A 21952-nucleotide genomic window follows, 5' to 3' on the forward strand; every position below is an offset into this window, starting at 1 on the left:
TGGCGGCGCCCGCGCGGCGCCCGTCTTCGCGGCGCCCCCTGCGGGCGCCGCGCGCGTTTCGAGCGGCGTTTGGGGTGCGCGCGTTTAGCGCTGCGCGCGTTCCGGGCCGCAGGCGTTCAGGGCCGCGCGCGTTCGGGGCTGCGCCGGCGCTGGAGACCGGGCGCTTGGGGCTGCGCGCGTTTGGGGCTGCGTTCGGGGCCGCACGCGTTTGGGGCTACGCTCAAGCCGAGCGGCGTGCGCACTGGGCTGCGCGCCAGTCAGGCCGCGGGCGTGCGGGGCCGCGCGTCATGGGCTGCGCCGGCGCCGGGCCGCAGGCGTTCGGGGCCGCGCCGACGCTCGGCTGCGTGCGTTGCAGGCGGCGCAGGGTCCCGGCCGCGGGCGTGCGGAGCGGCGCAGGGTCCGAGCCGCGCGGGCGCGCCTTCGGGACCGGGGCGACGGGCGCTTTCCGGGGGCCGCCGCGCGCCTTGCGGGGCCGAAGCCTTGCGCCGCGGCGCGCCGCGTCCCTCCCCGCCGCCTGACCCGCGCCATCAGGGCCGGACGCCCCCGGCGGCGCTCAGATCGGCAGGGCCAGGGTGTTCTTGACCTCGCGCAGGGCGAAGTTCGACTGCACATGGCTCACATGCGGCAGGTGCAGGATCGAGACCTTGACCACCTGCTCGTATTCCTTCACCGAGCGCACCAGCACGCGCAGGATGTAGTCGTTCTCGCCCGCCAGCGAGTAGCATTGCAGGATCTCGGGAAGGCGCCGGGCGGCTTCCTCGAAGGCGTTGAGCGCCTCTTCGTCGTGATGCGTCAGCCGCACCAGGCAGAAGACCGACACCTCGAAGCCCAGCGCGTCGGGGTCCAGCAGCACGGCGCGGCCGCGGATGACGCCGGCCTCCTCCATCTGCTTGATGCGCCGCCAGCAGGGGGTGTGCGACAGGCCCACGCGCTCGCCCACCTCGGCCACGGTCAGCGCCGGCTCGCTCTGGAGCACGCGCAGGATGCGCAGATCGGCGTCGTCGAGGGTGCGCGGCGCGGCGCGGCGCGGGGCGCTCATGGCCCCGCGCTCCGGGGCGGGGTGGGCCGGTGGGTCATGGCGCGTCTCCTGGCGCGGCGAGGGACAGGCCGTCGGGCTTGGCGTCCAGAATGCACCCGCCCCGGCGCGCAGGCAAGCGCCGGGGCGCGCCGTCACTGGGCGGCGATGCGGCTTTGGTCGGGCGCCGCCTCGGGGCCGGGCGCGGCGGGGCTGCGCAGCGCCTCGAGCAGGCGCGCGCGCGCCGCCTCGGCCTTGCGCATGGCTTCGGCCTTGACCGGACCGAAGCCGCGGATCTGCTGGGGCAGCGCCAGCAGCGCGCGCGCCGTCTCGGCGGTCTCGGGACGCAGGGCGCCGAGCGCGGTCTCGACATCCTCTTCGAAGCGGGCGATGAGCCGACGCTCGGCGCGGCGCTCCTCGGAGCGGCCGAAGGGGTCGAGCGGCGTGCCGCGCAGCGCCTTGCCGTGGCGCAGCAGCTTCAGCAACGGGCGCAGCCACGGACCGAAGACGCGCTTCTTCGGGCGCCCGTTCGCATCCGTCCCGCCCAGGAAGGGCGGCGCAAGATTGTAGCTGAGCGTGACTTCGCCGTCGAAACGGGCCTTGAGCCCCGCGATCCAGCCCTGGTCGGACAAGAGCCGCGCCACCTCGTATTCGTCCTTGTAGGCCAGCACCTTGGCGTAGGACACCGCCGCCGCGCGCGTCAGCGAGCCGGGCGCGTCGGGGTCCATGCCCAGGGCCTGCTCGGCGGCGCGCACGCGCTCGACCAGCGCGCGCCAGCGCCGCGCCAGGCGCTTGCCCTGATAGGCGGTCAGATGCGCCTCGCGATGGGCGACGATCTGCGCGAGGGTCATGTCCTCGAGCGCCGGCGGCGCGTCCTCGGGGCGCAGGAGCTCCTTCATCTTCTCGGGCCGCGCGGCCAGCAGCCGCCCCCAGTCGAAGGCCGCCTTGTTGGCCTCGACGGCGACGCCGTTGAGCTCGATCGCCGCCATGATCGCGTCGAGCGAGATCGGCGCCCAGCCCGACTGCCAGGCATGCCCGAGCATCATCACATTGGCGGCGATGGCGTCGCCCGCCGTCGCCTCGGCCGCGGCGCGGAAGTCGAGGAAGGCCGAGTCGGGCGTCAGCGTCTTGCGCAGCGAAGCCAGCACCGCATGGGCCTTGAAGTCGAAATCGCGGTTGCGCACGAAATCGGCCACGGGCGTGAGCGCGGTGTTGACCACGCCATGGGTGCGTTCGGGGTCGCACAGGCCCCGCGCCTCGGCCGAGGCGGCGACCACGTCGTCGGCCGCGATCATCAGATCCGCCGCCCCCGGCACGATGCGCGGCGCAGCCACGTCCTCGGCCCGCCGGCCGATGCGCACATGGCTGAGCACCGCCCCGCCCTTCTGCGCCAGCCCCGCCATGTCCAGCAGCATCGCCGCCTTGCCGTCCAGATGCGCCGCCATGCCCAGGATCGCGCCGATGGTCAGCACGCCCGTGCCGCCGACGCCGGCGATGGCGATGTTCCAGGGCTCGTCCACGTCGCGGATCGCGGGCATGGGCAGATCGGCGACCTCGGCCGGGCCGGCGCCGCCGCGGCTTTTCTTCAGCTCGGCGCCCTCGAGCGTGACGAAGGAGGGGCAGAAGCCCTTCACGCACGAATAGTCCTTGTTGCAGGTGGACTGGTTGATGGTCCGCTTGCGGCCCATCGGGGTCTCGAGCGGCTCGATCGAGACGCAGTTGGACTGGATCGAGCAATCGCCGCAGCCCTCGCAGACCTCGGGGTTGATGAAGACGCGCTTTTTGGGGTCCTCCATCAGCCCGCGCTTGCGCCGGCGGCGCTTCTCGGCCGCGCAGGTCTGCACGTAGACGATGGCCGACACGCCCGGAACCTCGCGGATCTCGCGCTGGAGGCGGTCGAACTCGTCGCGGTGCAGCACCGTCACGCCGGGGGCGAGATCGGACGCGCCCTCGTAGGTCTCGGGCGCGTCCGAGACCAGATAGATGGGCGCCACCCCCTCGTCATGCAGAAGGCGCGTGACCTTGGCCGGGGTCAGCGGCCCGTCCACCACCTGCCCGCCCGTCATCGCCACGGCGTCGTTGTAGAGGATCTTGTAGGTGACGTTGACCCCCGCGGCCACCGCCTGGCGGATGGCCAGATGGCCCGAGTGGAAGAAGGTGCCGTCGCCCAGATTGACGAAGCGGTGCTTTTCCTCGGTGAAGGGGGCGATGCCGATCCAGGGCACGCCCTCGCCGCCCATCTGGGTGAAGGTCTCGGTGTTGCGGTCCATCCAGGTGACCATGTAGTGGCAGCCGATGCCGGCCATGGCCTTCGAGCCCTCGGGCACCTTGGTCGAGGTGTTGTGCGGGCAGCCCGAGCAATAGAAGGGCGTGCGCGCCACGGGGGCCTCGTGGGCGCGGGCGCGGGCGGCGCGGGCCTGCAACGCGCTCAGCCGCTCGGCGATGCGGGCCTTGAGCCCCTCGTCCAGCTCGAGCCGCGCGATGCGCGCGCCGATGACGTTGGCCGCGTCCTCGACGGTCAGCGCCTTGGAATGGCTCAGGATCGCGTGGTCGTGGTGGTCGAACTTGCCGATGATCCTGGGCCGCACGTCGGCGCGCCAGTTGAACAGCTGCTGCTTGATCTGGTTCTCGATGATCTCGCGCCGCTCTTCCAGGATCACCACCTCGTCCAGCCCCTCGGCGAAATGGCGGATGCCGTGCGGCTCCAGCGGCCAGGGCATGCGCACCTTGTAAAGCCGCAGGCCGATGGCGCGGGCCTCGTCCTCGCCGATCCCGAGCTCGCGCAGGGCCTGGCGCGCGTCCTCATAGGCCTTGCCCGAGGCGACGATGCCCAAGCGCGCGCCCGGCGCGTCGATGATCGTCTCGTCCAGGCGGTTGGCGCGCGCGAAGGCCAGCGCGGCGTAGCCCTTGTATTCCTGCAGCCGCAGGTCCTGCTCGAGCGGCGGGTCGGGCCAGCGCAGGTTGAGCCCGCCCGGGGGCATCTCGAAATCCTCGGGAATGACGAATTCGCGCCGCTCCTGCGACAGGTCCACGATCGAGCTGGTCTCGACCGTGTCGGCGATCACCTTGAAGCCCACCCAGCAGCCCGACCAGCGCGACATGGCGACGCCGAGCAGGCCGTATTCAAGGAATTCATGCACCGAAGAGGGGTAGATCATCGGCATCAGGGCCGACATGAAGGCGTGGTCCGACTGGTGCGGAATGGTCGAGGACTTGCACGTATGGTCGTCGCCCGCGATGCACAGCACGCCGCCATGGGGGGCCGTGCCGGCGGCGTTGGCATGCTTGAAGACGTCGCCGCAGCGGTCCACGCCCGGCCCCTTGCCATACCAGATGCCCAGCACCCCGTCCTTCTTCGCCCCGGGCGACAGGTGCAGCTGCTGCGAGCCCCAGACGGCGGTCGCGGCCAGCTCTTCGTTCACGCCGGGTTGGAAATGGATGTCGAGCGGCGCCAGGTGCTTGCGCGCCTTCGCCAGCTGCTGGTCGTAGCCCCCCAGCGGCGAGCCGCGATAGCCCGAGATGAAGGCCCCGGTGTTGAGCCCCGCCGCGCGGTCGCGGCGCATCTGGGCGATGGGCAGGCGCACCAGCGCCTGCGTGCCGCTCATGAAGACCTGGCCGCTTTCGGCGGCGTATTTGTCGTCGAGCGTGATGGGCGCGTTCATTCGCAATTCTCCCTGCATGGCGCTTCGGCGGCGCCGCGGCGCCGACCTGTCCTTGCGTCAATCATAGCGCAAGGGCGCGAGGCTGGATTTGCGCAAACAGGGCAGCGATTGCGACCTTGCGCAACGTCATCCCATGATGTGGTATTTTTCTGGGTTTCCATCCTATCTTTCGCCATGTTGCGGCGCACAATATTTCGTATCGACGGAAACCGCGCCATCGCCCGCTTGACCGGCCGGCCGACCCGGCCAAGCATGAGCGCGCCGCCGCCCTGGCAAGGAGCCCGCATGACCGCCCCAGTTCAGCCCTCGCCGCAGGCGCGAATCGCGCCGAACCCGCCCCCGCCCCCGCCCGCGCCGCCGCCGCCGCTCATGGCGCTCGAGGGCGCCGAGCTGGCGCGGCGCCTCGTCTCGGGCCAGGTCTCGGCCGAGGCGGCGATGGAGGCGGCGCTCGAGCAGATCGGCCGGCTCAACGGCGCGTGGAACGCGATCGTCTCGCTGCGCCCGGCCGAAGAGCTTCTGGCCGAGGCGCGCGCCGCCGACCGGCGCCGCGCCCGCAATGGACCCGACGGGCCGCTGCATGGCGTGCCCATGGCGATCAAGGATCTGGCCGATGCGGCGGGCCTGCCGACAAGCCGCGGCTCGCCGCTGCTGGCGGGCGCGGTGGCGGGGCGCGACGGGCTGCTGGCGGCGCGGCTGCGCAAGGCGGGCGCGATCTTCGTGGGCAAGACGAACACGCCCGAATGGGGCCTGGGCTCGCAAACCTACAACGGCGTGCACGGGGCGACGGGCTGCGCTTGGGATCCGGCGCGCACGGCGGGCGGCTCGTCGGGCGGGGCGGCGGCGGCGCTGGCGCTGCGCATGCTGCCGCTGGCCGACGGCAGCGACATGATGGGCTCGCTGCGCAATCCGGCGGCGTTCAACAACGTCTACGGGCTGCGGCCCTCGATGGGGCGCGTGCCCGACCCGGACGCGCCCGAGCTGTTCTTCGCCCAGCTGGCCACCGAGGGCCCCATGGGGCGCACGCCGCGGGACATGGCGCTGCTGATGGACGTGATCGCGGGGCCGCATCCGGGCGCGCCGCTGTCGCTGCCCGCGCAGCGGGGGGGCTATCTTGGCGCGCTCGGGCGGCCGGCGCGGGGGGCGCGAATCGGCTGGATCGGCGATTGGGACGGGCGCTATGCGCTTGAGCCCGGCGTGGCCGAGCTGTGCGAATCGGCCTTGGGCGAGATCGAGCGCATGGGCTGCCGCGCGACGCCGGTCCGACCCGACTTCGACCCCGAGCGACTGTGGCGCGCATGGCTCGACCTGCGCAGCTTCTTCGTGTCGGCCAGGCTGGCGCCGCTGGCGGCCGATCCGCTCAAGCGCGCCGCGCTCAAGCCCGAGGCGCTGTGGGAGGTCGAGCGCGGCGCGGCGCTGACGGCCGAGCGCCTTCAGGCGGCGGCGCAGGCGCGCTCGGACTGGTTCCGCGCGCTGATGGCGCTGTTCGCGCGCTTCGACGCGCTGGCGCTGCCGGCGGCGCAGGTCTTCCCCTTCGACATCCGCACCCCCTGGCCCGAGCGCATCGGCGCGCGCGCCATGCAGACCTATCACCAGTGGATGGAGGTCGTGGTTCCGGGCAGCATGTCGCCCTGCCCCTCGGTCGCCGTGCCGGCGGGGTTCGACGCCCGCGGCCTGCCCATGGGGCTGCAGCTGATCTTTCCGCCGCGCGCGGACCTGGCGGCGCTGCGCTTCGCCGACGCGTATGAGCGCGCGCGCGCCATGTCCGCCCGCCTGCCGCCGCAGCTGGCGCCATGAGCGTCGCCGAGGGTCCCCCGCACCCGCCCGCCGGCGCGGCGGCCGAGCGCGACCCGGGCGAGAACGCCCGCGGCGCGGCGCTGATGGTCGCCGCCATGGCCGGTTTCGCGGCCAACGACGCGATCATGAAGGGCGTGCTCGAATCGCTGCCGCTGTTCCAGGCGGTGTTCCTGCGGGGGCTGATGGGCACGGCGCTGATGGCGCTGGCGGCCTGGCGGCTGGGGGCGCTGCGCCTGCCGCGCGGGCGCGACGCGCGGCTGATGGCCTGGCGCACCGCGGCCGAGGCGGGCGCGACGGCGTTCTACCTGACCGCGCTCATGCGCATGCCGCTGGCCAACGCGACGGCGATCCTCCAGGCGATGCCGCTGACGGTGACCTTCGCGGCGGCGCTGTTTCTGGGCGCGCCCGTGGGCTGGCGGCGGTGGAGCGCCATCGCCGCGGGGTTCGTCGGCGTGCTGGTCATTCTTCGCCCCGGCCCCGAGGGCTTCGGCGCCGGCTCGCTCTGGGTCCTGGCGGCGGTGGCGTGCATGACCGCGCGCGACCTGCTCAGCCGCAGCCTGTCGCCCGCCCTGCCCTCGGCCACGGCGACGCTGTGGACCATGGCGGCGCTGACGCTGCTGGCCGCGCCGGCGGCGGCCGCGCAGGGCTGGGCGCCGGTGACGCCGGCGCTGGCGCTGCGGCTGGCGGCGGCGGCCTGCCTGATCCTGGTCGGCTTCGGCTGCGTCATCGCGGCCATGCGGGTGGGCGACGTCGCCGCCGTGGCGCCGTTTCGCTACGTGATTCTGGTCTTCGCGATGATTCTGGGCGCGGTCTTCTATGGCGAGCGCCCCGACGCGCCGATGCTGCTGGGCGCGGCCATCGTGATCGGCGCGGGCCTTTACACCCTGCGCCGCGAGCGCATCCGCGCGGAGGACTGAGCCCCGCCGGGCGAGAATCGAGAAAGGCGGGCTCCGGCCCGCCTTTGCAAGAACTCCGTCCCCGTCCGACTTCGCCGGATTGTCTTGGTGGAGCCGAGGGGGATCGAACCCCTGACCTTCGCATTGCGAACGCGACGCTCTCCCAGCTGAGCTACGGCCCCGTTGCGGCGTCTGATAAGCAGTCCGCGGGGGGGTGTCAAGCGCCATCGCGCAGCCTCGGCTTGAAGGATGCGGCCGCGCCCGCTAGGTCTGTGGCCAGCGCCGGCGAAGGGCCGCGCGCGGCGGAGAAAATCGGGGCGACATGCATTCCTTGGCGACGATTCTGCTGATGATCCTCAACCTCGCGTGGTGGATCGTCATCATCCAGGCGGTGATGAGCTGGCTCATCAATTTCGACGTCATCAATCTGCGCCAGCCGCTGGTCTATCAGATCTGGTCGGGCCTGAACCGCATCACCGAGCCGGTCTACCGCCGCATCCGCGCGGTGATTCCGCCCATGGGCGGGCTGGACCTGTCGCCCGTCATCGTGCTGATCGGCATCATGGCGCTGCAGGTGATCATCGCCAACAACCTGCTGCACGCCTACTGAGCGCCATGAGCGCGCGGCGCCCATGGCGGCGTGACGCGGGCGGGCTGACGCTGTTCGTTCGGCTGACCCCGCGCGGCGGCCGCGACCGGATCGAGGGCGTGCGCCTTGACGCCGACGGCCGCCCGACGCTGAGCGCGCGCGTCGCCGCCCCGCCCGCCGAGGGCGCGGCCAACGCCGCGCTGACGGCCCTGCTGGCCAAGGCGCTTGGCGTGCCGCGCGGCGCGGTGCGCATCGAGCGCGGCGCCCAGGCGCGGGTCAAGCAGGTGGCCGTCGAGGGCGACCCCGACGCGCTCGAGGCCGCGCTTGCGCGCCTCGTCGGCTGATCGGGGCGGGGCGGCGGCCCCCGCCATTGCCGCGGCCGCCCGGGCGCCCTAATCAGCCCCCAGCCCCCGACGCCGCGCGCAAACACGGAGCCCGCCATGACCCGAGATCCGCTCGCCGACATTCCCGACGACGCCCCGATCCTTGTGACGGGCGCGGCGGGGTTCATCGGCTATTTCCTGGCGCTGCGCCTGCTCGAGGCGGGCAAGACGGTGGTCGGGCTCGACAACCTCAACCCCTATTACGACGTGCAGCTCAAGACCGACCGCCTGGCGCAGCTGCGCGAGCGGCCGCGATTCGCCTTCCACCAGGCCGACATCGCCGACCGCGACGCGCTGCGCGCGGTCTTCGACGCGCACGAGCCGCCCTTCGTGGTCAACCTGGCGGCGCAGGCGGGGGTGCGCCACTCGATCGACAATCCGCACGCCTACGCCGAATCGAACCTGACCGGCTTTCTCAACGTGCTCGAAGAGTGCCGCCGCACGCAGGTGCGCCACCTGGTCTACGCCTCGTCCAGCTCGGTCTATGGCGGCAACGTCAAGGCGCCCTTCTCGGTGCGCGACAGCGTCGATCACCCGGTCAGCCTCTACGCCGCGACCAAGAAGGCCAACGAGCTGATGGCCCATGCCTATGCCGACCTTTACGGGCTGCCCGCCACGGGTCTGCGCTTCTTCACCGTCTACGGGCCGTGGGGGCGGCCGGACATGGCGTATTTCAAGTTCGCCAAGGCGATCTTCGAGGGCCGCCCCATCCAGATCTACAACAATGGCGAGATGGAGCGCGACTTCACCTATGTGGACGACATCGTCGAGGGGGTCGCGCGGCTGATTCCGCACATCGCCCGTCCGAACCCCGATTTCGACCGCATGAACCCCGATCCCGGCTCGAGCTGGGCGCCGCACCGGGTCTACAACATCGGCAACCGCCGCAAGGAGCGGCTGATGGACATGGTCCGCATCCTTGAAGAGGCGGCCGGGCGCGAGGCGATCAAGCAGTTCCTGCCCATGCAGCCGGGCGACGTGCGCTCGACCTGGGCGGACGTGACCGAGCTTGAGCGCGAGGTCGGCTTCCTCCCCGACACGCCGCTCGAGGTCGGGCTGCGCCGCTTCGTCGACTGGTATCGGGCGCGCTACGCGGTCTGAGCGCCCCCGCCCGGCGCGCTCGCGGCGCGGCCGGTCGGCGGCGGCCGGCTAGTCTGGGGCGGCGGGCGGATCCGCGGCCGGCGCGAAGGCGGCAAGCTCGGGGCTGAGCGCGCCGCCCGTCGCCGGCAGGCCGTCCAGCTCGAGCCAGGCATGGGCGGTCAGCGCGCCGTCGGCGCCGCGCAGAGCCCCAAGGCGCAGCTCGGCGTCGCGCCCCAGCGATTCGAGCCACATCTTGCCCGCCAGCGCCTGCACCAGGCAATCGGCCCGCCAGGGCGCGCGCCGCGCCGCCGCCGCCAGCGCCCAGCGCATCTCGTCCGCCGTCGGGGCGCCGGCGCGGGGGCGGCCCGGCGCGCGAGCGGGCCGGCGCAGGCGGCGCAGCACGGCGGGGGCGTCCATGCGCGCATGCATCATCCGCGCCTGCGCCAGCCGCGCCCAGGCGGTGCAGAACAGGCGCAGCTCGCGCGCCGTGGGGGGGAAGCGGCGCGCGCGCCTCATCGCCCGGACGAGCCGGCCGCGCGGGCCGGCGCCGGCGCGCCGCAAGCGCCGCCGCCGGTCGCTGGCGGGGTCCGGGCGTCCGGCGCGCCGGACGGCTGGGCGGCGCCGCCGCGCCCTGGCCGCGGCGGCGCACCTTCGCGCGCATCGCCCTCGGCCGGACGCGGGTTCGCTTCGTCGCCCGGCCGGTCCGAGGCTTCGGCGCCGCCGGACCCCGGCGCCTGCGCCGCGCCTTCGCCCGAGACGCCCCCGACCGAGCGCGGGTTCGTTTCATCGCCCGACCGGTCCGGGGCCTTGGCATCGCCGGACCCCGGCGCCTGCGCGGCGCCTTCGGCCTCGACCTCGGCCGGGCGCGGGCTCGCGTCGTCGCCCCGCCGGTCCGAGGCTTCGGCGGCGTCGCCCGGATGCGCGCGCCGCGCGGGCGCCTCGTCCAGTCCCGCCGGCGCCTCGGCCGCGGCCATGCGGCCCAGAAAGCCATGCGCGGCCATCTGCGCGCGCGGGCCCGCGGCGGCCAGGCGCCCCTCCTCGATCACGGCGATGCGATCGACCCACGCCACCGAGGACAGCCGATGCGCGACGACGAGGATGGTCGTCTCGGCCCGCAGCGCGGCCAGGCGCCCGACGATGCGCGCCTCGTCCAACGGGTTCATCGCCGAGGTCGCCTCGTCCAGCGCAAGAAAGCGCGGGCGGCGCAGGATCGCGCGCGCCAGGCAGATGCGCTGGCGCTCGCCCGCAGACAGACGATCGCCCCGGTCGCCCACCTCGGCGTCCAGCCCGCCCATGGCGCGGGCGCGCTCGGCGAAGCCGACCAGCTCGAGCGCACGCCACATCGCCGCCTCGTCGGCCTCGGCGGCGCCCATGGCCAGATTGGCGCGCAGCGTGTCCGGCGCCAGGAAATCGTCGCGGCTGACCAGCGCCACCTGCGCGCGCCAGGCGGCCAGGTCCGATTCGGCCAGCGGCGCGCCATCGACCAGCACCTGCCCGGCGCTCGGCGCCATCAGACCGCACATGAGGTCGGCGAGAGTCGTCTTGCCCGCGCCCGACAGGCCCACCAGCGCCGTCGCCGTGCCCGCGGGCAGGTCCAGCGTCACGTCGCGCAGCGCCGGCGTCTGCGCGCCCGGATGCGTGTGCGACAGCGCGCGCACGCTCACCCGCGCGGGGCCGCGCGCGCGCGCCAGCGCGGCGGCGGGGCCGCGCGGCTCGGCGGCGGCGGCGAAGTCGCGCACCTGGCGCTCGTATTCGGCGAAGGCGGCGGCGACCGAGATCAGCTCCTGCAGCAGCTCATGCGCCGACATCAGCCGCGGCAGAAGGCGCATGAACAGGACCGCCATCAGCGCGCCCTCGCCCGCCGTCATGCCCGAATGCGCCGCGATCCACAGGATCGCCGCCAGCGCCGTCGCGCCGCCCGCCTGATGCGCCAGATCCGAGCGCAGCCCCAGCCGCCGCACCCGCCGCGCCATCTGCGCCTGCCGGCGCGAGGCGTCCTCGAACGCGGCCGATCCGGTTGCGCCCTGCGCGCCGGGCCGCGCCAGGAAGCGATCGAGCTTCAGATTGTCCAGATACCGCGCCACATGGTCGTAGAGCCGCGCCGTGCGGCGGAAGACGTCGCGGCTGCCGCGCGCGATCAGGCGGTCGATCCATAGCATCGGCAGCGCCAGCGCCCCGGCCACGCCCGCCGCCGCCAGCACCACGCGCGGCTCGACCGTCAGCGCCAGCGCGCCCGCCGTCAGCGCCACGCAGCACGCCACGGCAAGGCGCATGGCCACGTCCGCGCCATGGGCCAGCTCGTTCGGGGCCATGGTCAGCGCATGGTGCAGGTCTGCCCGCCGCGCGCCCTGGACCTGGGGCCAGCGCGCGCCGGCCACCGCGCGGTAAAGGCGCATGCGCAGCTTGTGCATCAGCCCGGCCATGATGCGTGCGGCAAGCTCGCCATACAGATACGCCGCGCCCGCCCGCGCCAGCACCGCGGCCAGGAACAACGCCAGCAGCGCCTCGAAGCCCGGCGCGGCGCCCAGCGCGCGCTCGAGCCAGCCGAAGGGGCCGCCCACGGCCGCGCCCTCGAGCCCGCCTTGCGCCAGCAGGCCGCCAAGGCTGAGCAGCCCGAGCCCCTCGGTCGCCGTGACCAGCGCAAGCAGAACGAGCGCCGGCGCGATGCGCCGACGCTCGAGCGTCCAGAGGATCCGGGCGAAGCGGAGAATGGTCATGCCGTCGCGCGGCGCGGGGCCGCGGCGCGAGCGTGCGTCAGGAGCACTTCGCCGTGCTGCCCAGCGCCGCGTAGCCGCAGGCGTCGCCCGGGTTCTTGGGCTTGCCGTTGCCCTGAGTCGCGGCCTTGACCTCGACCTTGGTCAGCCTGGGGGCCTGCCACGCCTGCTTCTCGTTCATGTCCTGTCCTCGCAATGCCTACGCCAATGTCTTTGCGCTCGGGCGCAAGATAGCACCCTGCGGCGATGAATGAAAGCGCCCAGAAGCCGGCGCGCGGCCCGGCTCGGGCCGTTCAGATCGCGCCGAGGGCGCGCAGAATGCTGAAATCCTGGTGAACGAAGCGTTCAGCGCGCCGGCGCAGCGCCGCCATGGCCGGCGAGGCCGCCGCCCCTCCTTGCCCCGGCGGTTGCGCGTCGCCCAGCGCCGCGATCAGCGAATCGACGTCCTCGTCCGCGCCGCCCAGCGCCGCGCCGGCAAGGCGCATGCCCTCGGCGTCGAGCTCGACCGCGCCGCCGATGGCCGGCGCGGCCAGCGCCCGCGGCCCGCCCCGCCCGTCGGCCCGCGCGGCCAATGCGGCGTTGACCGCCCGCGCGCGCGGCGGCGCGGCCGGCGGCTCTTCGGGCGCGGGGGCGAGGTCGCCCGAGGACAAGAGCGCCGCCGCCGCCCGCCGCGCGGCCTCGAGCGTCATGCCCAGCCGCTCGGCGAGCGCGCCCAGCCGCGCCGGGCCGTCGGCGCGCAGCGCCTCGAGCATCGGCCCGTGCACGCGCCGCGACAGCGCCGCCGAGCCCAGCAGCCCCTCGACCCGCCCCGGCGGCGCCCCGGCCGGCCCCCGCGCCGCAAGGCGCAGCGCCGCCGGATCGGCCCTGCGCCCGCCGGGCTTGACGAACAGATCCGCACGCCGCAGGCGGCGCGCAAGGATGTCGCCCAGCTCTTCGGCCGCCGGGCCGCCCTGCGGGATGCGCGCCGCGATCAGGGCCTGCTGCTCGGGGGTGAAATCGAGATCGCGCAGCAGACGCGCCGGGTCGGCCGGCGCCGCCAGCCGCAGTCCCGCCCGTTCAAGCCGCGCGCACAGCCGCTCCACCCCCTCGGGCGCGGCCGGGCGGCGGAACCAGCGCCGGGCGGCCAGCTCGGGCGGCAGGGCGCGCAGCTCGGCCATCTGGGCGTCGAACCCGCCATAGCCGCGAAACAGCGCGTGGCTGAGCGCAAGCGCCTCTTCCAGACGCGCGAGCGCCTGCGCGGCGCGCGCGGCCTCGGAGGCCCCGGGATCCGTCCGCGCCCAGCACAGGCGGGCCAGCTGGCGCAGGGGCAGCTCCTCGGCCGCGCCGGGAAGGACCTCGTGCGTCAGCATCAACGCGCCGCCCGGCGCCAGCGCCCGCGCCGCCAGCGCGATCAGGGCCTCGCGCGCGGCCTCGTCCAGCTCCTCCCAGCATTCGGGAACCGCGATCAGGTCGAGCGCGCCGGGACCGAGCGCCGCCTCGGCCTCGCGCCAGCCGGAATGCACGCGCGCGCCCGACGCGGCGGCCAGCGCGCGCGCGTCCGCGGCCTCGTCCTCGCGCAGGACAAGGCCGTGCGCCTCGACGCCGCAGGCGGACAGGATGGCGGGCGTCACGCCGCGCCCGCAATCGACATGCAGCGCCCGGCGCAGCGGCCGGAACGGCGCGCCGGCCAGGGTCAGCGCGGCCTCGAGGCGCGCGGGCTCGGCCATCGGCAGATGCGCCCAGTGCGAGGCCGCGCCCGCGACATGCGGCGGCGCGCTCATGGGCGCGCGCGGCCCGGAGGCGGCGTGATGAAGGCGCTTGCGGTCATGTCCATCCGTTGCGGCGGGCCTGCGGTTGTGCGACGACCATTACGCAAGCCGCCCGCGCCCGGCAAGCCGGGCCGGCCGCCCGGGCCGCGGACGAGCGCCGAGGATGCCATGACCGAGCCCCCCGAGCAGAACCCCGAGCAGAGCCCCGAGCGGAACCCCGACCGCAAGGCCCGAAGGAGCGCCGCTCGGCATTCCGCCCCCTATTCCCCCCCCGATTCCCCCCCCGATTCCCCCCGGCCCTTGACCGGCGGCCCCGATCCGGGCCCCACCGATCCGGCGCCCGCCCGTCTTCTGAGCGCGCACGGCCTGGTCTTCGCCTGCCCCTTCGACGTGCCCGGCATGGCCCCGGCGCCGCCCGGAGCGCGGGCCGACGTGACCGCGCGCCTCGGGGCGGTTGCGCCCGCGGCGCTGGCGCGCGCGCCGCTGGCGGGCGATTGCCGCATTCTGGGGCCGGGCCGGGTCGCCATCGAGGACGCGGCCTTCCGCGCCCTGATCGAGGAGGGCGCGCGCATCACCATCGACCCCTCGCCCGCCGCCGGCCCCGGCGCGGGGGCGGGTTTCGGCCCGCAGGCGGCGCGGCTGCTGCTGGGCTACGGCGCCAGCGCGGTGCTGCTGCACCAGCGCGGCGGGCTGCCGCTGCACGCGGCCGCCGTCGCCCTGCCTCGGGGCGCGGCGCTGTTGCTGGGCCCGGCGGGGGCGGGCAAGTCGACCCTGGCCGCGGCGCTGGGCGGGATGGGATTCGCCATGCTGGCCGACGATCTGACCGCGCTCGATGACCGCGCGCCGGGCGGGCCGCTGGTTCAGCCCGCCATCGGCACGGTCAAGCTCTGGCCCGACAGCGCCAGGGCCCTGGGCGGCCCGGGCGCGCGCGTGCCGGTCGAGGGCATGTCCAAGCAGATCCTGCGCACGCGCGAGAACGCGCCGGCGCCGGCGGCGCTGCGGGCGATCGTCGTCCTCGACTGGCTGCATCCGCCCGAGGCCGCCCCCGAGACCAGCGAGATGAACCGCATCGAAGCCCTCGACGCCCTGCGCGGCGCGATCCAGCGCCCGGCTCTGGCGCGCGCGCTTGGGCGCGAGGGCGAGATCCTGGCGCGGCTGGCGGCCCTGGCCGGCCGCATCCCGGCGCTGCGCCTTGCGCGCCCGCGCCGCTACGGCGCGATGCCCGAGGTTGCAAAGCTGATCGCGGACTGCATCATCGGCGACGCGTCCTGACGCCCGCCCCCGGGGGCGGCGGCGCGGGCGCAGGCGAGGGGCGCGGCCCCTGACGCGAAAGGAGGGCCGATGATCTTCGACGATGCGGAAAACACGCTCTTGCGCCGCGCTCGGGGCGTGCTCGAAGCGCGCATGAGCGCGGACGAGCTGGTGCTGCTGGCCGCGGATGGGCGCGTCTATCTGGACCTTGACCGCATCGGCGCCGAGATCTGGGAGCGCCTGGCCAGGCCGATGCGCCCGGCCGATCTGGCGCGGGACCTTGCGCGCGATTTCGACGCGGCGCCCGAGCGCATCGCCGCGGACATCGGTCCCTTTCTGGCCGAGCTGGTCGCCGAGGGCGCGCTCGAGCTGATCGCAGGCCCCTTGCCGGCCGCGGATGCGGGCGAGGTGGGCGAAGGCGCGGCGGATCGGGGCGCAAGCGATCAGGGCGCGGCGGGCCGGCCCATGGCGGATGCGGGCGGCGCGGATGAGGGCGGCGCGGACGCGGGCGCGGCGGCGCACGAGCCCGGCGCGGATGCGGGCGGCGCCGACCGGGGCGACGCGGATACGGGCGACTCGAATGGGCCCCCCGGCCGCGCATGAGCGGCCCGACCGAGGATCCCGACGCGTTCGAGCGTGCGCAGCGCTGGTTCGCCGGCGCCTTCGACCCGCGCGGACGCGCCGATCTGCTCGAGGCGGCGATGCGCGCCATGCGCGCCGCCCCGCCCGTCGCTGACGCCCCGGGCCTGCGCTGGCGCGAAGCCGCGCCCAGCCCCTTCCTGCGCGTGGCCGCGGCGGCGGCCGGGGCCGATCCCGCGCCGATGATGACCGCCGCCCCCGCGCCCGATGGCGGGCCCGCCCTGTTCGCCGCCGGCGACGCGACGCTGTTCGCCCCGGAGTTCGACCAGGCGTTCGACCCTGGTTTCGCCCCAGGGTTCGGCCAGACGCTCGTCCCGGGTTTCCGCCCGACCGATCCGGCCCGCGATGCGGGCACCGCGCCTCGGGCCGCGCGCGACCTGCGGCGCCTGGCGGCGCTGGCCGCCGCCGGCCGGCTGGACGAGGCCGAGGGCGTGTTCGCCGCGCTCATGCACGATCCCCGGCGCCCGGCGCTGACGCTGCTGCGCGATCGCTGGGGCCACGGGCCGCTCTGGATCGCGCGGCTGGCGGGGGGCGCGACGCTGTTCGCCAGCTCGCCCCACATGCTGCTGGCGGCGCCGGGGGTCTCGCGCACGCCCGATTTCGCCGCCTGCGCGCTGTTCCTGGCCGCGCGCCAGCCGGGGCCCGAGCACGCCTACTTCGCCGACATCGCCCAGGCGCCGCCGGGCGCGGCGCTGCGCCTTGGGCCCGAGGGCGAATCGCGCCGCGCCGTCGCCCCGCTGGGCCCCGATCCGGCGCTTGGCGGGCGCCCGGCGGACGAGATCGCGCAGGCCGTGGCCGAGCGCGCGCGCGCGGCCACGCTGGCGCGCGCGCCCGGATCGGGGCCGACGGCGATGATGCTGTCGGGCGGGCTCGATTCGGCGCTGATCGCGGCGCATCTGGCCGCGCGCGGCCCGGTCGAGGCGTTCGCCTCGGTTCTGGGCCCCGGCGCGGACCCCGCCCTGACCGACGAGCGCGCCCATCAACGCGCGCTGGCGCACGCCCTGCCCGGGCTGCGCCTGCACGAGACGCCGGCGGGCGATCTGGACCTGCTGGCGCCCTCGGCGCATTGGTGGCGGCAGGCGGCCTCGCCGAACCCGGACGTGATGCACGCGACGCAGCTGCTGCTGGCGCAGGCGGCCGCGGATCTGGGCGCGCATGCGCTGTTCAGCGGCTTCGGCGGCGATTTCGCGCTGTCCTCGCATGGCGAGCCGGCCTTGTTCGAGTTCCTGGTCACCGGCCGCTGGCGCGCCCTGGCGCCCGAGCTGGCGCGCCGGCGCGCGGCGGGCGGACGCTGGCGCAACATCCTGCTGGGCGGCTTCGTCAAGCCGCTGCCGATTTACGAGGCCTGGCGGCGCCTGCGCCCGGACGCCGCCGCGCGCGAGCTGCCGGCCATCTTGCGCACGGATCCGGCCATCGCCGCGCGCCTGGCGCAGACCGGGTGCAGCGCGCATCTGCGCTATCATCGCACCGTCGCCGCCGAAGAGGCCGCGGCGCTGGCCGCCCTGCCGGCCTGGACGGGGCAGGCGCATGACCTGCCGGGCGGTCGGCGCATCGCGCAGCGCCTGCCGCTTCTGGACGCGCGGCTGCTGCGCGCCGTGCTGGCCGCGCCCGTCTCGCTCAAGCTGGGGCGCGGGCCGGACGGCCGATGGCGCAACCGCGCGCTCATCCGCGCGCTGCTGCGCCCCCTGGTTCCGCCCGCCATCGCCGAGCGCGAGGACAAGGACCTGTTCCAGCCCGATTTCGGGCGCCTGATGCGCGCCGCCCTGCCCCGCATCCGCGCCGACGCGCCCGAGCTGGCGCGCAGCGAGATCTGGCGCGCGCTGATCGACGCCGAGCGCTGGCGGGCCGCGCTGGACGAGGCCGGGCGCGCGCCCGATGCGGCGCTGCTGTCGCTGGCGCATCCCATCCTGCTGCCCTGGCAGCTGGGCGACTTCCTGCGCCGCACGGGCGCGCCCTGACGCGGCGGCGCGCGCCCCGCCGCGCAGGATGGCCGGGCCGCGCGCCCGCTTGGGCGCGGGCTCGCCGCACGCCCGGCCGCGCGCCTACAGGCCGCGCCGCTGGCGCAGCGCGGCGGTGATGGTGCCGTCGTCCAGGTAGTCCAGCTCGCCCCCGACCGGGACGCCCTGCGCCAGCGAGGTGACGGCGCTCAGCCCCTCGAGCTGCGCGGCGATGTAATGCGCCGTGGTCTGCCCGTCCATGGTCGCGGGCAGGGCCAGGATCACCTCGCGCACCGCGCCCTCGCGCACGCGCCGCGCGAGGTCCGGGATGCGCAGCTCGTCCGGCCCGATCCCGTCAAGCGCCGACAGCACGCCGCCCAGGACGTGATAGCGGCCGGCATAGGCGCCCGAGCGCTCCATCGCCCACAGATCCGAGACGTCCTCGACCACGCAGATCAGCCCCGCGTCGCGGCGCGGATCGGCGCAGATGGCGCAGCGCTCGGCCGTGGCCAGCGCGCCGCACTCGGCGCAGGGGCGCACCGTGCGCGCGACCTCGGCCATGGTCTGCGCCAGCGGCGCCATGAGCGACTCGCGCCGCTTGAGCAGATGCAGCGCCGCGCGCCGCGCCGAACGCGGGCCCAGCCCGGGCAGCCTGGCCAGCATCTCGATCAGCCGATCGACGCCCTCGCCCCCCAGGCCCGGCGCGCCCCCGGGGCGATTCCCAATCTCGTCGCTCATGCGCCCTCCGCTGCGCCCGCGCCCGGCCCGTCGGGCGGCGCGGGGTCAATCCTCATTGAACTGGAGCCTGTGGAGCTCGGCGTAAAGCCCCCCGCGCGCGATCAGCTCTTCATGGCGGCCCTGCTCGACCACGCGCCCGCGGTCCAGCGCCACGATCAGATCCGCGTCGCGCACCGTGGACAGGCGGTGGGCGATGACGAAGGTCGTGCGCCCCGCCGCCAGCCGGTCGAGCGCGGCGCGCACCAGCGCCTCGGATTCGGCGTCGAGCGCCGAGGTCGCCTCGTCCAGCAGCAGGATCGGCGCGTCGCGCAAGATGGCGCGGGCGATGGTCAGGCGCTGGCGCTCGCCGCCCGAGAACCGCCCCCCGCGCGGGCCCGCCATGGTCTCGTAGCCCTCGGGCAGCGCCTCGATGAAGTCGGCGGCGTTGGCGGCGCGGGCGGCGGCGCGGATCTCGTCCATGCTCGCGCCCGGGCGGCCGAAGGCGATGTTGCGCGCCACGGTGTCGTCGAAGATGACCGGCTCCTGGCTGACCACGGCGATCTGGTCGCGCAGGCTGTCCAGCGTCACGTCGCGCACGTCGCGCCCGTCGATCAGCACGCGCCCCTCGGTGGCGTCGTAAAGGCGCGGGATGAGGTTGAAGATCGTGCTCTTGCCCGCGCCCGAGCGCCCCACCAGCGCCACGCGCGCGCCCGCCGGCACGGTCAGGTTCACCTCGCTGAGCGCGCGCGAGCCGTCCTCGTAGACGAAGCCGACATTCTCGAAGCGGATCTCGCCGCGCGCGCGCGGCAGGGGCTCGGCGCCGGGGCGGTCGGCGATGGTCGGGCGGGCGTCCAGCAGCTCGTAGATGCGCTCGGCCGCCGCCGCGCCCTGCAGCACCTGGGCATAGAGATTGCCGAAGGCGCGCAGCGGCTGCCCCGCGATGAGAAAGGCCGAGACGAAGGCCATGAAGTCGCCGATGGTGTTGCGCCCCTCGGCGATGCGCATGCCGATGACGTAGAACACCACCGCCAGCCCGATGCCGGCCAGCGCCTCGAGCGCGGGATCGATGCGCGCGCGCTGGTCGGCGGCCTTGACCTTGAGCTTGCGCAGCGTCTCGAAGCTTTCGCCCGCGCGGCGGGTCAGGTAGTCCTCGAGCCGGTAGGTCTTGGCCAGGCGGATGCCGCCCAGCCCCTCGTTGACGCGGGCGGTCATCTGCCCCGCCTCCTGCTGCGAGCGGCGCGCGATGCGCCGCAGCCGCCGCCCGATCGCGGCGATGGGCGCGGCGGCGATGGGCAGCGCCGCCAGGGCGTAGAGCGTCAGCTCCCAGTCGATCCAGAGCAGCGAGGCCAGCAGCCCGACCACCGTCAGCCCGTCGCGCACCAGCGAGGTGATCAGGCTTTCGAGCGCCGAGCGCACATAGGACACATCGACGGTGAAGCGGCTGGCCGTGGCGGCCGGCGCCTCGCGATCGAGGCGCGCAAGGTCGGCGCGCACCAGCGTCGCATACATGGCGCGCTGCATGTCGGCCTCGATCTCGGCCAGCACCGAGTTGGTCAGCATGCGATGCGCGTATAGCGCCCCCGACTTGAGCAGCACCGCCGCCACCACCACCAGCGGGGCCATGGCGATGATCTCGCGCGAGCGGCGCTCGAACCCGTCGAGCGCCCACTGGATCACCACCGGATAGGTCGCCGTCGCGCCCGCCACCATGGCGATGAGCGCCAGGTTCAGCGCCAGCCGCCCGCGCCGCGGCGCCAGCCAGTCGCGCCACAGCCGGCGCAGGATGGGCCACACCCGCGCCTCGGCCCGCGCCGTGTCCTGCGTCTTTTCGCCCGCCATGCCTTGCTCCTGCGCCGATCGCGCCCGACCCTTGATGCCCCGGCCCGCGCCCGCGGCCCGTCCCGCCCTGCGGGCGGCGCCGCGCCCGCGCGCGGGGCCTGCGGGCCGTCGCCGCCGACCGCCGCGGCGCCCGGATGCGGCGCCCGCGCCGGGTCCTGCGGCCGGACGGGTTCCGCGCGCCTTGCCGCGGGCGCCGAAAATGGCCTAGCTGGAGCGCGAACGCCAGACCCGCAATGCGAAAGGCCCGTCATGTCGCTCCGTTTCGGCAGAGAATTCGTCGCCATTCCCGGCCCCTCGGTCATTCCCGACCGCGTTCTGGCGGCCATGCACCGCCCCGCCCCGAACATCTACGAGGGCGAGATCATCGCCCTGACCGAAAGCGTGCTGGCCGATCTGGCCGAGCTGGCGCGCACGCGCCAGGCGCGCCCCGTGATCTATGTGGCCAACGGGCATGGCGCGTGGGAGGCGGCGATCGCCAACCTTTTCTCGCGCGGCGAGCGGGCGCTGGTCCTCGACGCCGGCCGCTTCGCCGCCGGTTGGGGCGAGATGGCCGCGCGCATGGGCGTCGAGGTCGAGCTGATCGCCACGGACGGCCGGCGCGCGGTCGATCCCCAGGCGCTCGAGGACCGGCTGCGCGCGGACAAGGAGCGGCGCATCAAGGCGGTGCTGACCGTGCAGGTGGACACCGCGTCCTCGGCGCTGAACGACGTCGCGGCGCTGCGCGCGGCGATAGACGCGGCGGGGCATCCGGCGCTGCTTTGCGTGGACTGCATCGCCTGCCTGGGCTCGATCCCCTTCGAGATGGACGCCTGGGGCGTGGACGTGATGGTGGGCGCCGGGCAGAAGGGGCTGATGACCCCGCCGGGGCTGGGATTCGTCTGGGTCGGCCCGCGCGCCTGGGCCGCGCAGGGCGATCTGGTCACCCAATACTGGGACTGGCGCGCGCGCGCCGAGCCCGAGCTCTTCTACCAACGCTTCTGCGGCACCTGCCCCACCCATCACCTGTTCGCCCTGCGCGAGGCGCTGACCATGCTCTTGCGCGAAGAGGGGCTCGAGGCCGCCTGGCGGCGCCATCGCGCGCTGGCCGAGGCGGTGCGCGCCTGCGTGGCAGGATGGGCCGAGGGCGGCGCGCTCGAGTTCAACGTGCTGGCGCCCGAGCAGCGCTCGGACGTGGTGACGACGATCCTCGCCCGCGGGGTGGACGCCGAGGCCATGCGCCTGCGCGCCCATCGCGAGCTGGGGCTGGTGCTGGGGGTGGGGCTGGGGCCCTTCGCCGGGCAGGCCTTCCGCATCGGCCATATGGGGCACCTGAACCCGCCCATGATCCTCGGGGCGCTGGGCGCGGCCGAGGCGGCGCTGATCGCCCAGGGCGCGCCGCTGCGCAGCGGCCTGGCGGCGGCGGCCGAGACCATCGCGCGCCACATGGACAAGGACGGCCGCTGACGCGCGGCCCCGCGCCGGGGCGTGACGAGGGCCGCCGGTCGGGTCGATGGGGGCCGTCGATGGGGGGCGGGGCGGGCCGCCAAGGCTGGCGCGGCTTCACGCAAGGGCCGACCCGGAGGCGGCCCGGCCTCGGGCGGCTGGGCGGCGGCGCGGCGCAGGGGCGCCGTTCCCGACCGGCCACGACCGACGCCGCCGGCCGCTTTCGTCATCCCCCGACGCCCCCGAACGCGCCCCGGCGCCGCTCC

Annotated in this window: 17 protein-coding genes and 1 tRNA gene; 9 read left to right on the forward strand and 9 right to left on the reverse strand. The window is 75.2% G+C overall.

Translation table 11 applies throughout. The features are described from left to right. Positions 1 to 553: 553 nt before the first annotated feature. Both BMW67_RS13790 and BMW67_RS13795 read right to left on the reverse strand, forming a co-directional pair. Complete coding sequence (locus BMW67_RS13790; protein ID WP_072748250.1) at positions 554 to 1039, reverse strand: Lrp/AsnC family transcriptional regulator; 486 nt, start codon at positions 1037 to 1039, stop codon at positions 554 to 556. Between the two features lie 131 nt (positions 1040 to 1170). Then, on the reverse strand, positions 1171 to 4677 hold the full coding sequence (locus tag BMW67_RS13795; RefSeq protein WP_091764269.1) for an indolepyruvate ferredoxin oxidoreductase family protein: 3507 nt from the start codon (positions 4675 to 4677) through the stop codon (positions 1171 to 1173). A gap of 285 nt (positions 4678 to 4962) precedes the next feature. Here BMW67_RS13795 and BMW67_RS13800 point away from each other — a divergent pair, with 285 nt between their 5' ends. Next, positions 4963 to 6471 carry an amidase gene (locus BMW67_RS13800; RefSeq protein ID WP_083581565.1) on the forward strand — a complete coding sequence of 503 codons (1509 nt, stop codon included), beginning with the start codon at positions 4963 to 4965 and terminating at the stop codon, positions 6469 to 6471. After that, positions 6468 to 7388: a DMT family transporter gene (locus BMW67_RS13805; protein ID WP_083581567.1), complete on the forward strand. Its 921-nt coding sequence runs from the start codon at positions 6468 to 6470 to the stop codon at positions 7386 to 7388. Before BMW67_RS13800 ends, BMW67_RS13805 begins: the two co-directional genes overlap by 4 nt. A gap of 85 nt (positions 7389 to 7473) precedes the next feature. On the opposite strand, the gene BMW67_RS13810 is transcribed toward BMW67_RS13805, so the two are convergent. Next, positions 7474 to 7549 (reverse strand) — tRNA-Ala (locus BMW67_RS13810). A 140-nt stretch (positions 7550 to 7689) separates the two neighbouring features. Here BMW67_RS13810 and BMW67_RS13815 point away from each other — a divergent pair. From BMW67_RS13815 to BMW67_RS13825, 3 genes are all read left to right on the forward strand, one after another. Then, positions 7690 to 7977: a YggT family protein gene (locus tag BMW67_RS13815; RefSeq protein ID WP_072748251.1), complete on the forward strand. Its 288-nt coding sequence runs from the start codon at positions 7690 to 7692 to the stop codon at positions 7975 to 7977. A 5-nt stretch (positions 7978 to 7982) separates the two neighbouring features. Next, positions 7983 to 8300 carry a DUF167 family protein gene (locus tag BMW67_RS13820; protein ID WP_072748252.1) on the forward strand — a complete coding sequence of 106 codons (318 nt, stop codon included), beginning with the start codon at positions 7983 to 7985 and terminating at the stop codon, positions 8298 to 8300. Between the two features lie 96 nt (positions 8301 to 8396). Beyond that, on the forward strand, positions 8397 to 9440 hold the full coding sequence (locus BMW67_RS13825; RefSeq protein WP_072748253.1) for an NAD-dependent epimerase: 1044 nt from the start codon (positions 8397 to 8399) through the stop codon (positions 9438 to 9440). 48 nt (positions 9441 to 9488) lie between these two features. On the opposite strand, the gene BMW67_RS13830 is transcribed toward BMW67_RS13825, so the two are convergent. The 4 genes from BMW67_RS13830 to BMW67_RS13840 all read right to left on the reverse strand — a co-directional run bounded on the left by BMW67_RS13830 (position 9489) and on the right by BMW67_RS13840 (position 13893). Beyond that, positions 9489 to 9935, reverse strand: a complete 447-nt coding sequence (locus BMW67_RS13830; protein ID WP_125459055.1) for a lasso peptide biosynthesis B2 protein — start codon at positions 9933 to 9935, stop codon at positions 9489 to 9491. Further along, the gene (locus tag BMW67_RS13835) at positions 9932 to 12136 is read right to left on the reverse strand and encodes an ABC transporter ATP-binding protein (RefSeq protein WP_072748255.1); all 2205 of its coding nucleotides are present in this window, start codon (positions 12134 to 12136) and stop codon (positions 9932 to 9934) included. Before BMW67_RS13835 ends, BMW67_RS13830 begins: the two co-directional genes overlap by 4 nt. A 37-nt stretch (positions 12137 to 12173) precedes the next feature. Beyond that, entirely contained in the window at positions 12174 to 12314 is a 141-nt protein-coding gene (locus tag BMW67_RS15775) for a hypothetical protein (RefSeq protein WP_177174516.1), read from the reverse strand. A 112-nt stretch (positions 12315 to 12426) separates the two neighbouring features. Beyond that, on the reverse strand, positions 12427 to 13893 hold the full coding sequence (locus BMW67_RS13840) for a hypothetical protein (RefSeq protein ID WP_072748256.1): 1467 nt from the start codon (positions 13891 to 13893) through the stop codon (positions 12427 to 12429). A gap of 156 nt (positions 13894 to 14049) precedes the next feature. On the opposite strand from BMW67_RS13840, the gene BMW67_RS16190 reads away from it, so the two are divergent. The 3 genes from BMW67_RS16190 (at position 14050) to BMW67_RS13855 (ending at position 17729) form a co-directional block, all read left to right on the forward strand. Continuing rightward, entirely contained in the window at positions 14050 to 15153 is a 1104-nt protein-coding gene (locus tag BMW67_RS16190; RefSeq protein ID WP_125459056.1) for a hypothetical protein, read from the forward strand. A 69-nt stretch (positions 15154 to 15222) separates the two neighbouring features. Further along, the gene (locus tag BMW67_RS13850; protein WP_072748258.1) at positions 15223 to 15735 is read left to right on the forward strand and encodes a PqqD family protein; all 513 of its coding nucleotides are present in this window, start codon (positions 15223 to 15225) and stop codon (positions 15733 to 15735) included. Then, entirely contained in the window at positions 15732 to 17729 is a 1998-nt protein-coding gene (locus BMW67_RS13855; protein WP_072748259.1) for an asparagine synthase-related protein, read from the forward strand. The genes BMW67_RS13850 and BMW67_RS13855 overlap by 4 nt, the downstream gene beginning before the upstream one ends. 84 nt (positions 17730 to 17813) lie before the next feature. Here the strand turns inward: BMW67_RS13855 and recR are convergent, their stop codons facing one another. Both recR and BMW67_RS13865 read right to left on the reverse strand, forming a co-directional pair. Then, a complete protein-coding gene (recR, locus tag BMW67_RS13860) occupies positions 17814 to 18446 on the reverse strand; it encodes a recombination mediator RecR (RefSeq protein ID WP_072748260.1) in 633 nt (210 codons plus the stop codon). Between the two features lie 45 nt (positions 18447 to 18491). Further along, positions 18492 to 20264 (reverse strand): ABC transporter ATP-binding protein, encoded by a 1773-nt coding sequence (locus tag BMW67_RS13865; protein WP_072748261.1) that lies wholly within the window; start codon positions 20262 to 20264, stop codon positions 18492 to 18494. Positions 20265 to 20513: 249 nt separating this feature from the next. On the opposite strand from BMW67_RS13865, the gene BMW67_RS13870 reads away from it, so the two are divergent. Beyond that, positions 20514 to 21707 (forward strand): pyridoxal-phosphate-dependent aminotransferase family protein, encoded by a 1194-nt coding sequence (locus BMW67_RS13870; protein ID WP_072748262.1) that lies wholly within the window; start codon positions 20514 to 20516, stop codon positions 21705 to 21707. The last annotated feature ends 245 nt before the right edge of the window (positions 21708 to 21952 follow it).

The sequence above is a fragment of the Oceanicella actignis genome (genome assembly GCF_900111545.1).
Taxonomy (GTDB): Bacteria; Pseudomonadota; Alphaproteobacteria; order Rhodobacterales; family Rhodobacteraceae; genus Oceanicella; species Oceanicella actignis.

Coding starts and splice junctions, on each gene's coding strand:
- BMW67_RS13790 (WP_072748250.1), bottom strand. CDS start 1,039: ATGAGCGCCCCGCGCCGCGCCGCGCCGCGCACCCTCGACGACGCCGAT.
- BMW67_RS13795 (WP_091764269.1), bottom strand. CDS start 4,677: ATGAACGCGCCCATCACGCTCGACGACAAATACGCCGCCGAAAGCGGC.
- BMW67_RS13800 (WP_083581565.1), top strand. CDS start 4,963: ATGACCGCCCCAGTTCAGCCCTCGCCGCAGGCGCGAATCGCGCCGAAC.
- BMW67_RS13805 (WP_083581567.1), top strand. CDS start 6,468: ATGAGCGTCGCCGAGGGTCCCCCGCACCCGCCCGCCGGCGCGGCGGCC.
- BMW67_RS13815 (WP_072748251.1), top strand. CDS start 7,690: ATGCATTCCTTGGCGACGATTCTGCTGATGATCCTCAACCTCGCGTGG.
- BMW67_RS13820 (WP_072748252.1), top strand. CDS start 7,983: ATGAGCGCGCGGCGCCCATGGCGGCGTGACGCGGGCGGGCTGACGCTG.
- BMW67_RS13825 (WP_072748253.1), top strand. CDS start 8,397: ATGACCCGAGATCCGCTCGCCGACATTCCCGACGACGCCCCGATCCTT.
- BMW67_RS13830 (WP_125459055.1), bottom strand. CDS start 9,935: ATGAGGCGCGCGCGCCGCTTCCCCCCCACGGCGCGCGAGCTGCGCCTG.
- BMW67_RS13835 (WP_072748255.1), bottom strand. CDS start 12,136: ATGACCATTCTCCGCTTCGCCCGGATCCTCTGGACGCTCGAGCGTCGG.
- BMW67_RS15775 (WP_177174516.1), bottom strand. CDS start 12,314: ATGAACGAGAAGCAGGCGTGGCAGGCCCCCAGGCTGACCAAGGTCGAG.
- BMW67_RS13840 (WP_072748256.1), bottom strand. CDS start 13,893: ATGAGCGCGCCGCCGCATGTCGCGGGCGCGGCCTCGCACTGGGCGCAT.
- BMW67_RS16190 (WP_125459056.1), top strand. CDS start 14,050: ATGACCGAGCCCCCCGAGCAGAACCCCGAGCAGAGCCCCGAGCGGAAC.
- BMW67_RS13850 (WP_072748258.1), top strand. CDS start 15,223: ATGATCTTCGACGATGCGGAAAACACGCTCTTGCGCCGCGCTCGGGGC.
- BMW67_RS13855 (WP_072748259.1), top strand. CDS start 15,732: ATGAGCGGCCCGACCGAGGATCCCGACGCGTTCGAGCGTGCGCAGCGC.
- recR (WP_072748260.1), bottom strand. CDS start 18,446: ATGAGCGACGAGATTGGGAATCGCCCCGGGGGCGCGCCGGGCCTGGGG.
- BMW67_RS13865 (WP_072748261.1), bottom strand. CDS start 20,264: ATGGCGGGCGAAAAGACGCAGGACACGGCGCGGGCCGAGGCGCGGGTG.
- BMW67_RS13870 (WP_072748262.1), top strand. CDS start 20,514: ATGTCGCTCCGTTTCGGCAGAGAATTCGTCGCCATTCCCGGCCCCTCG.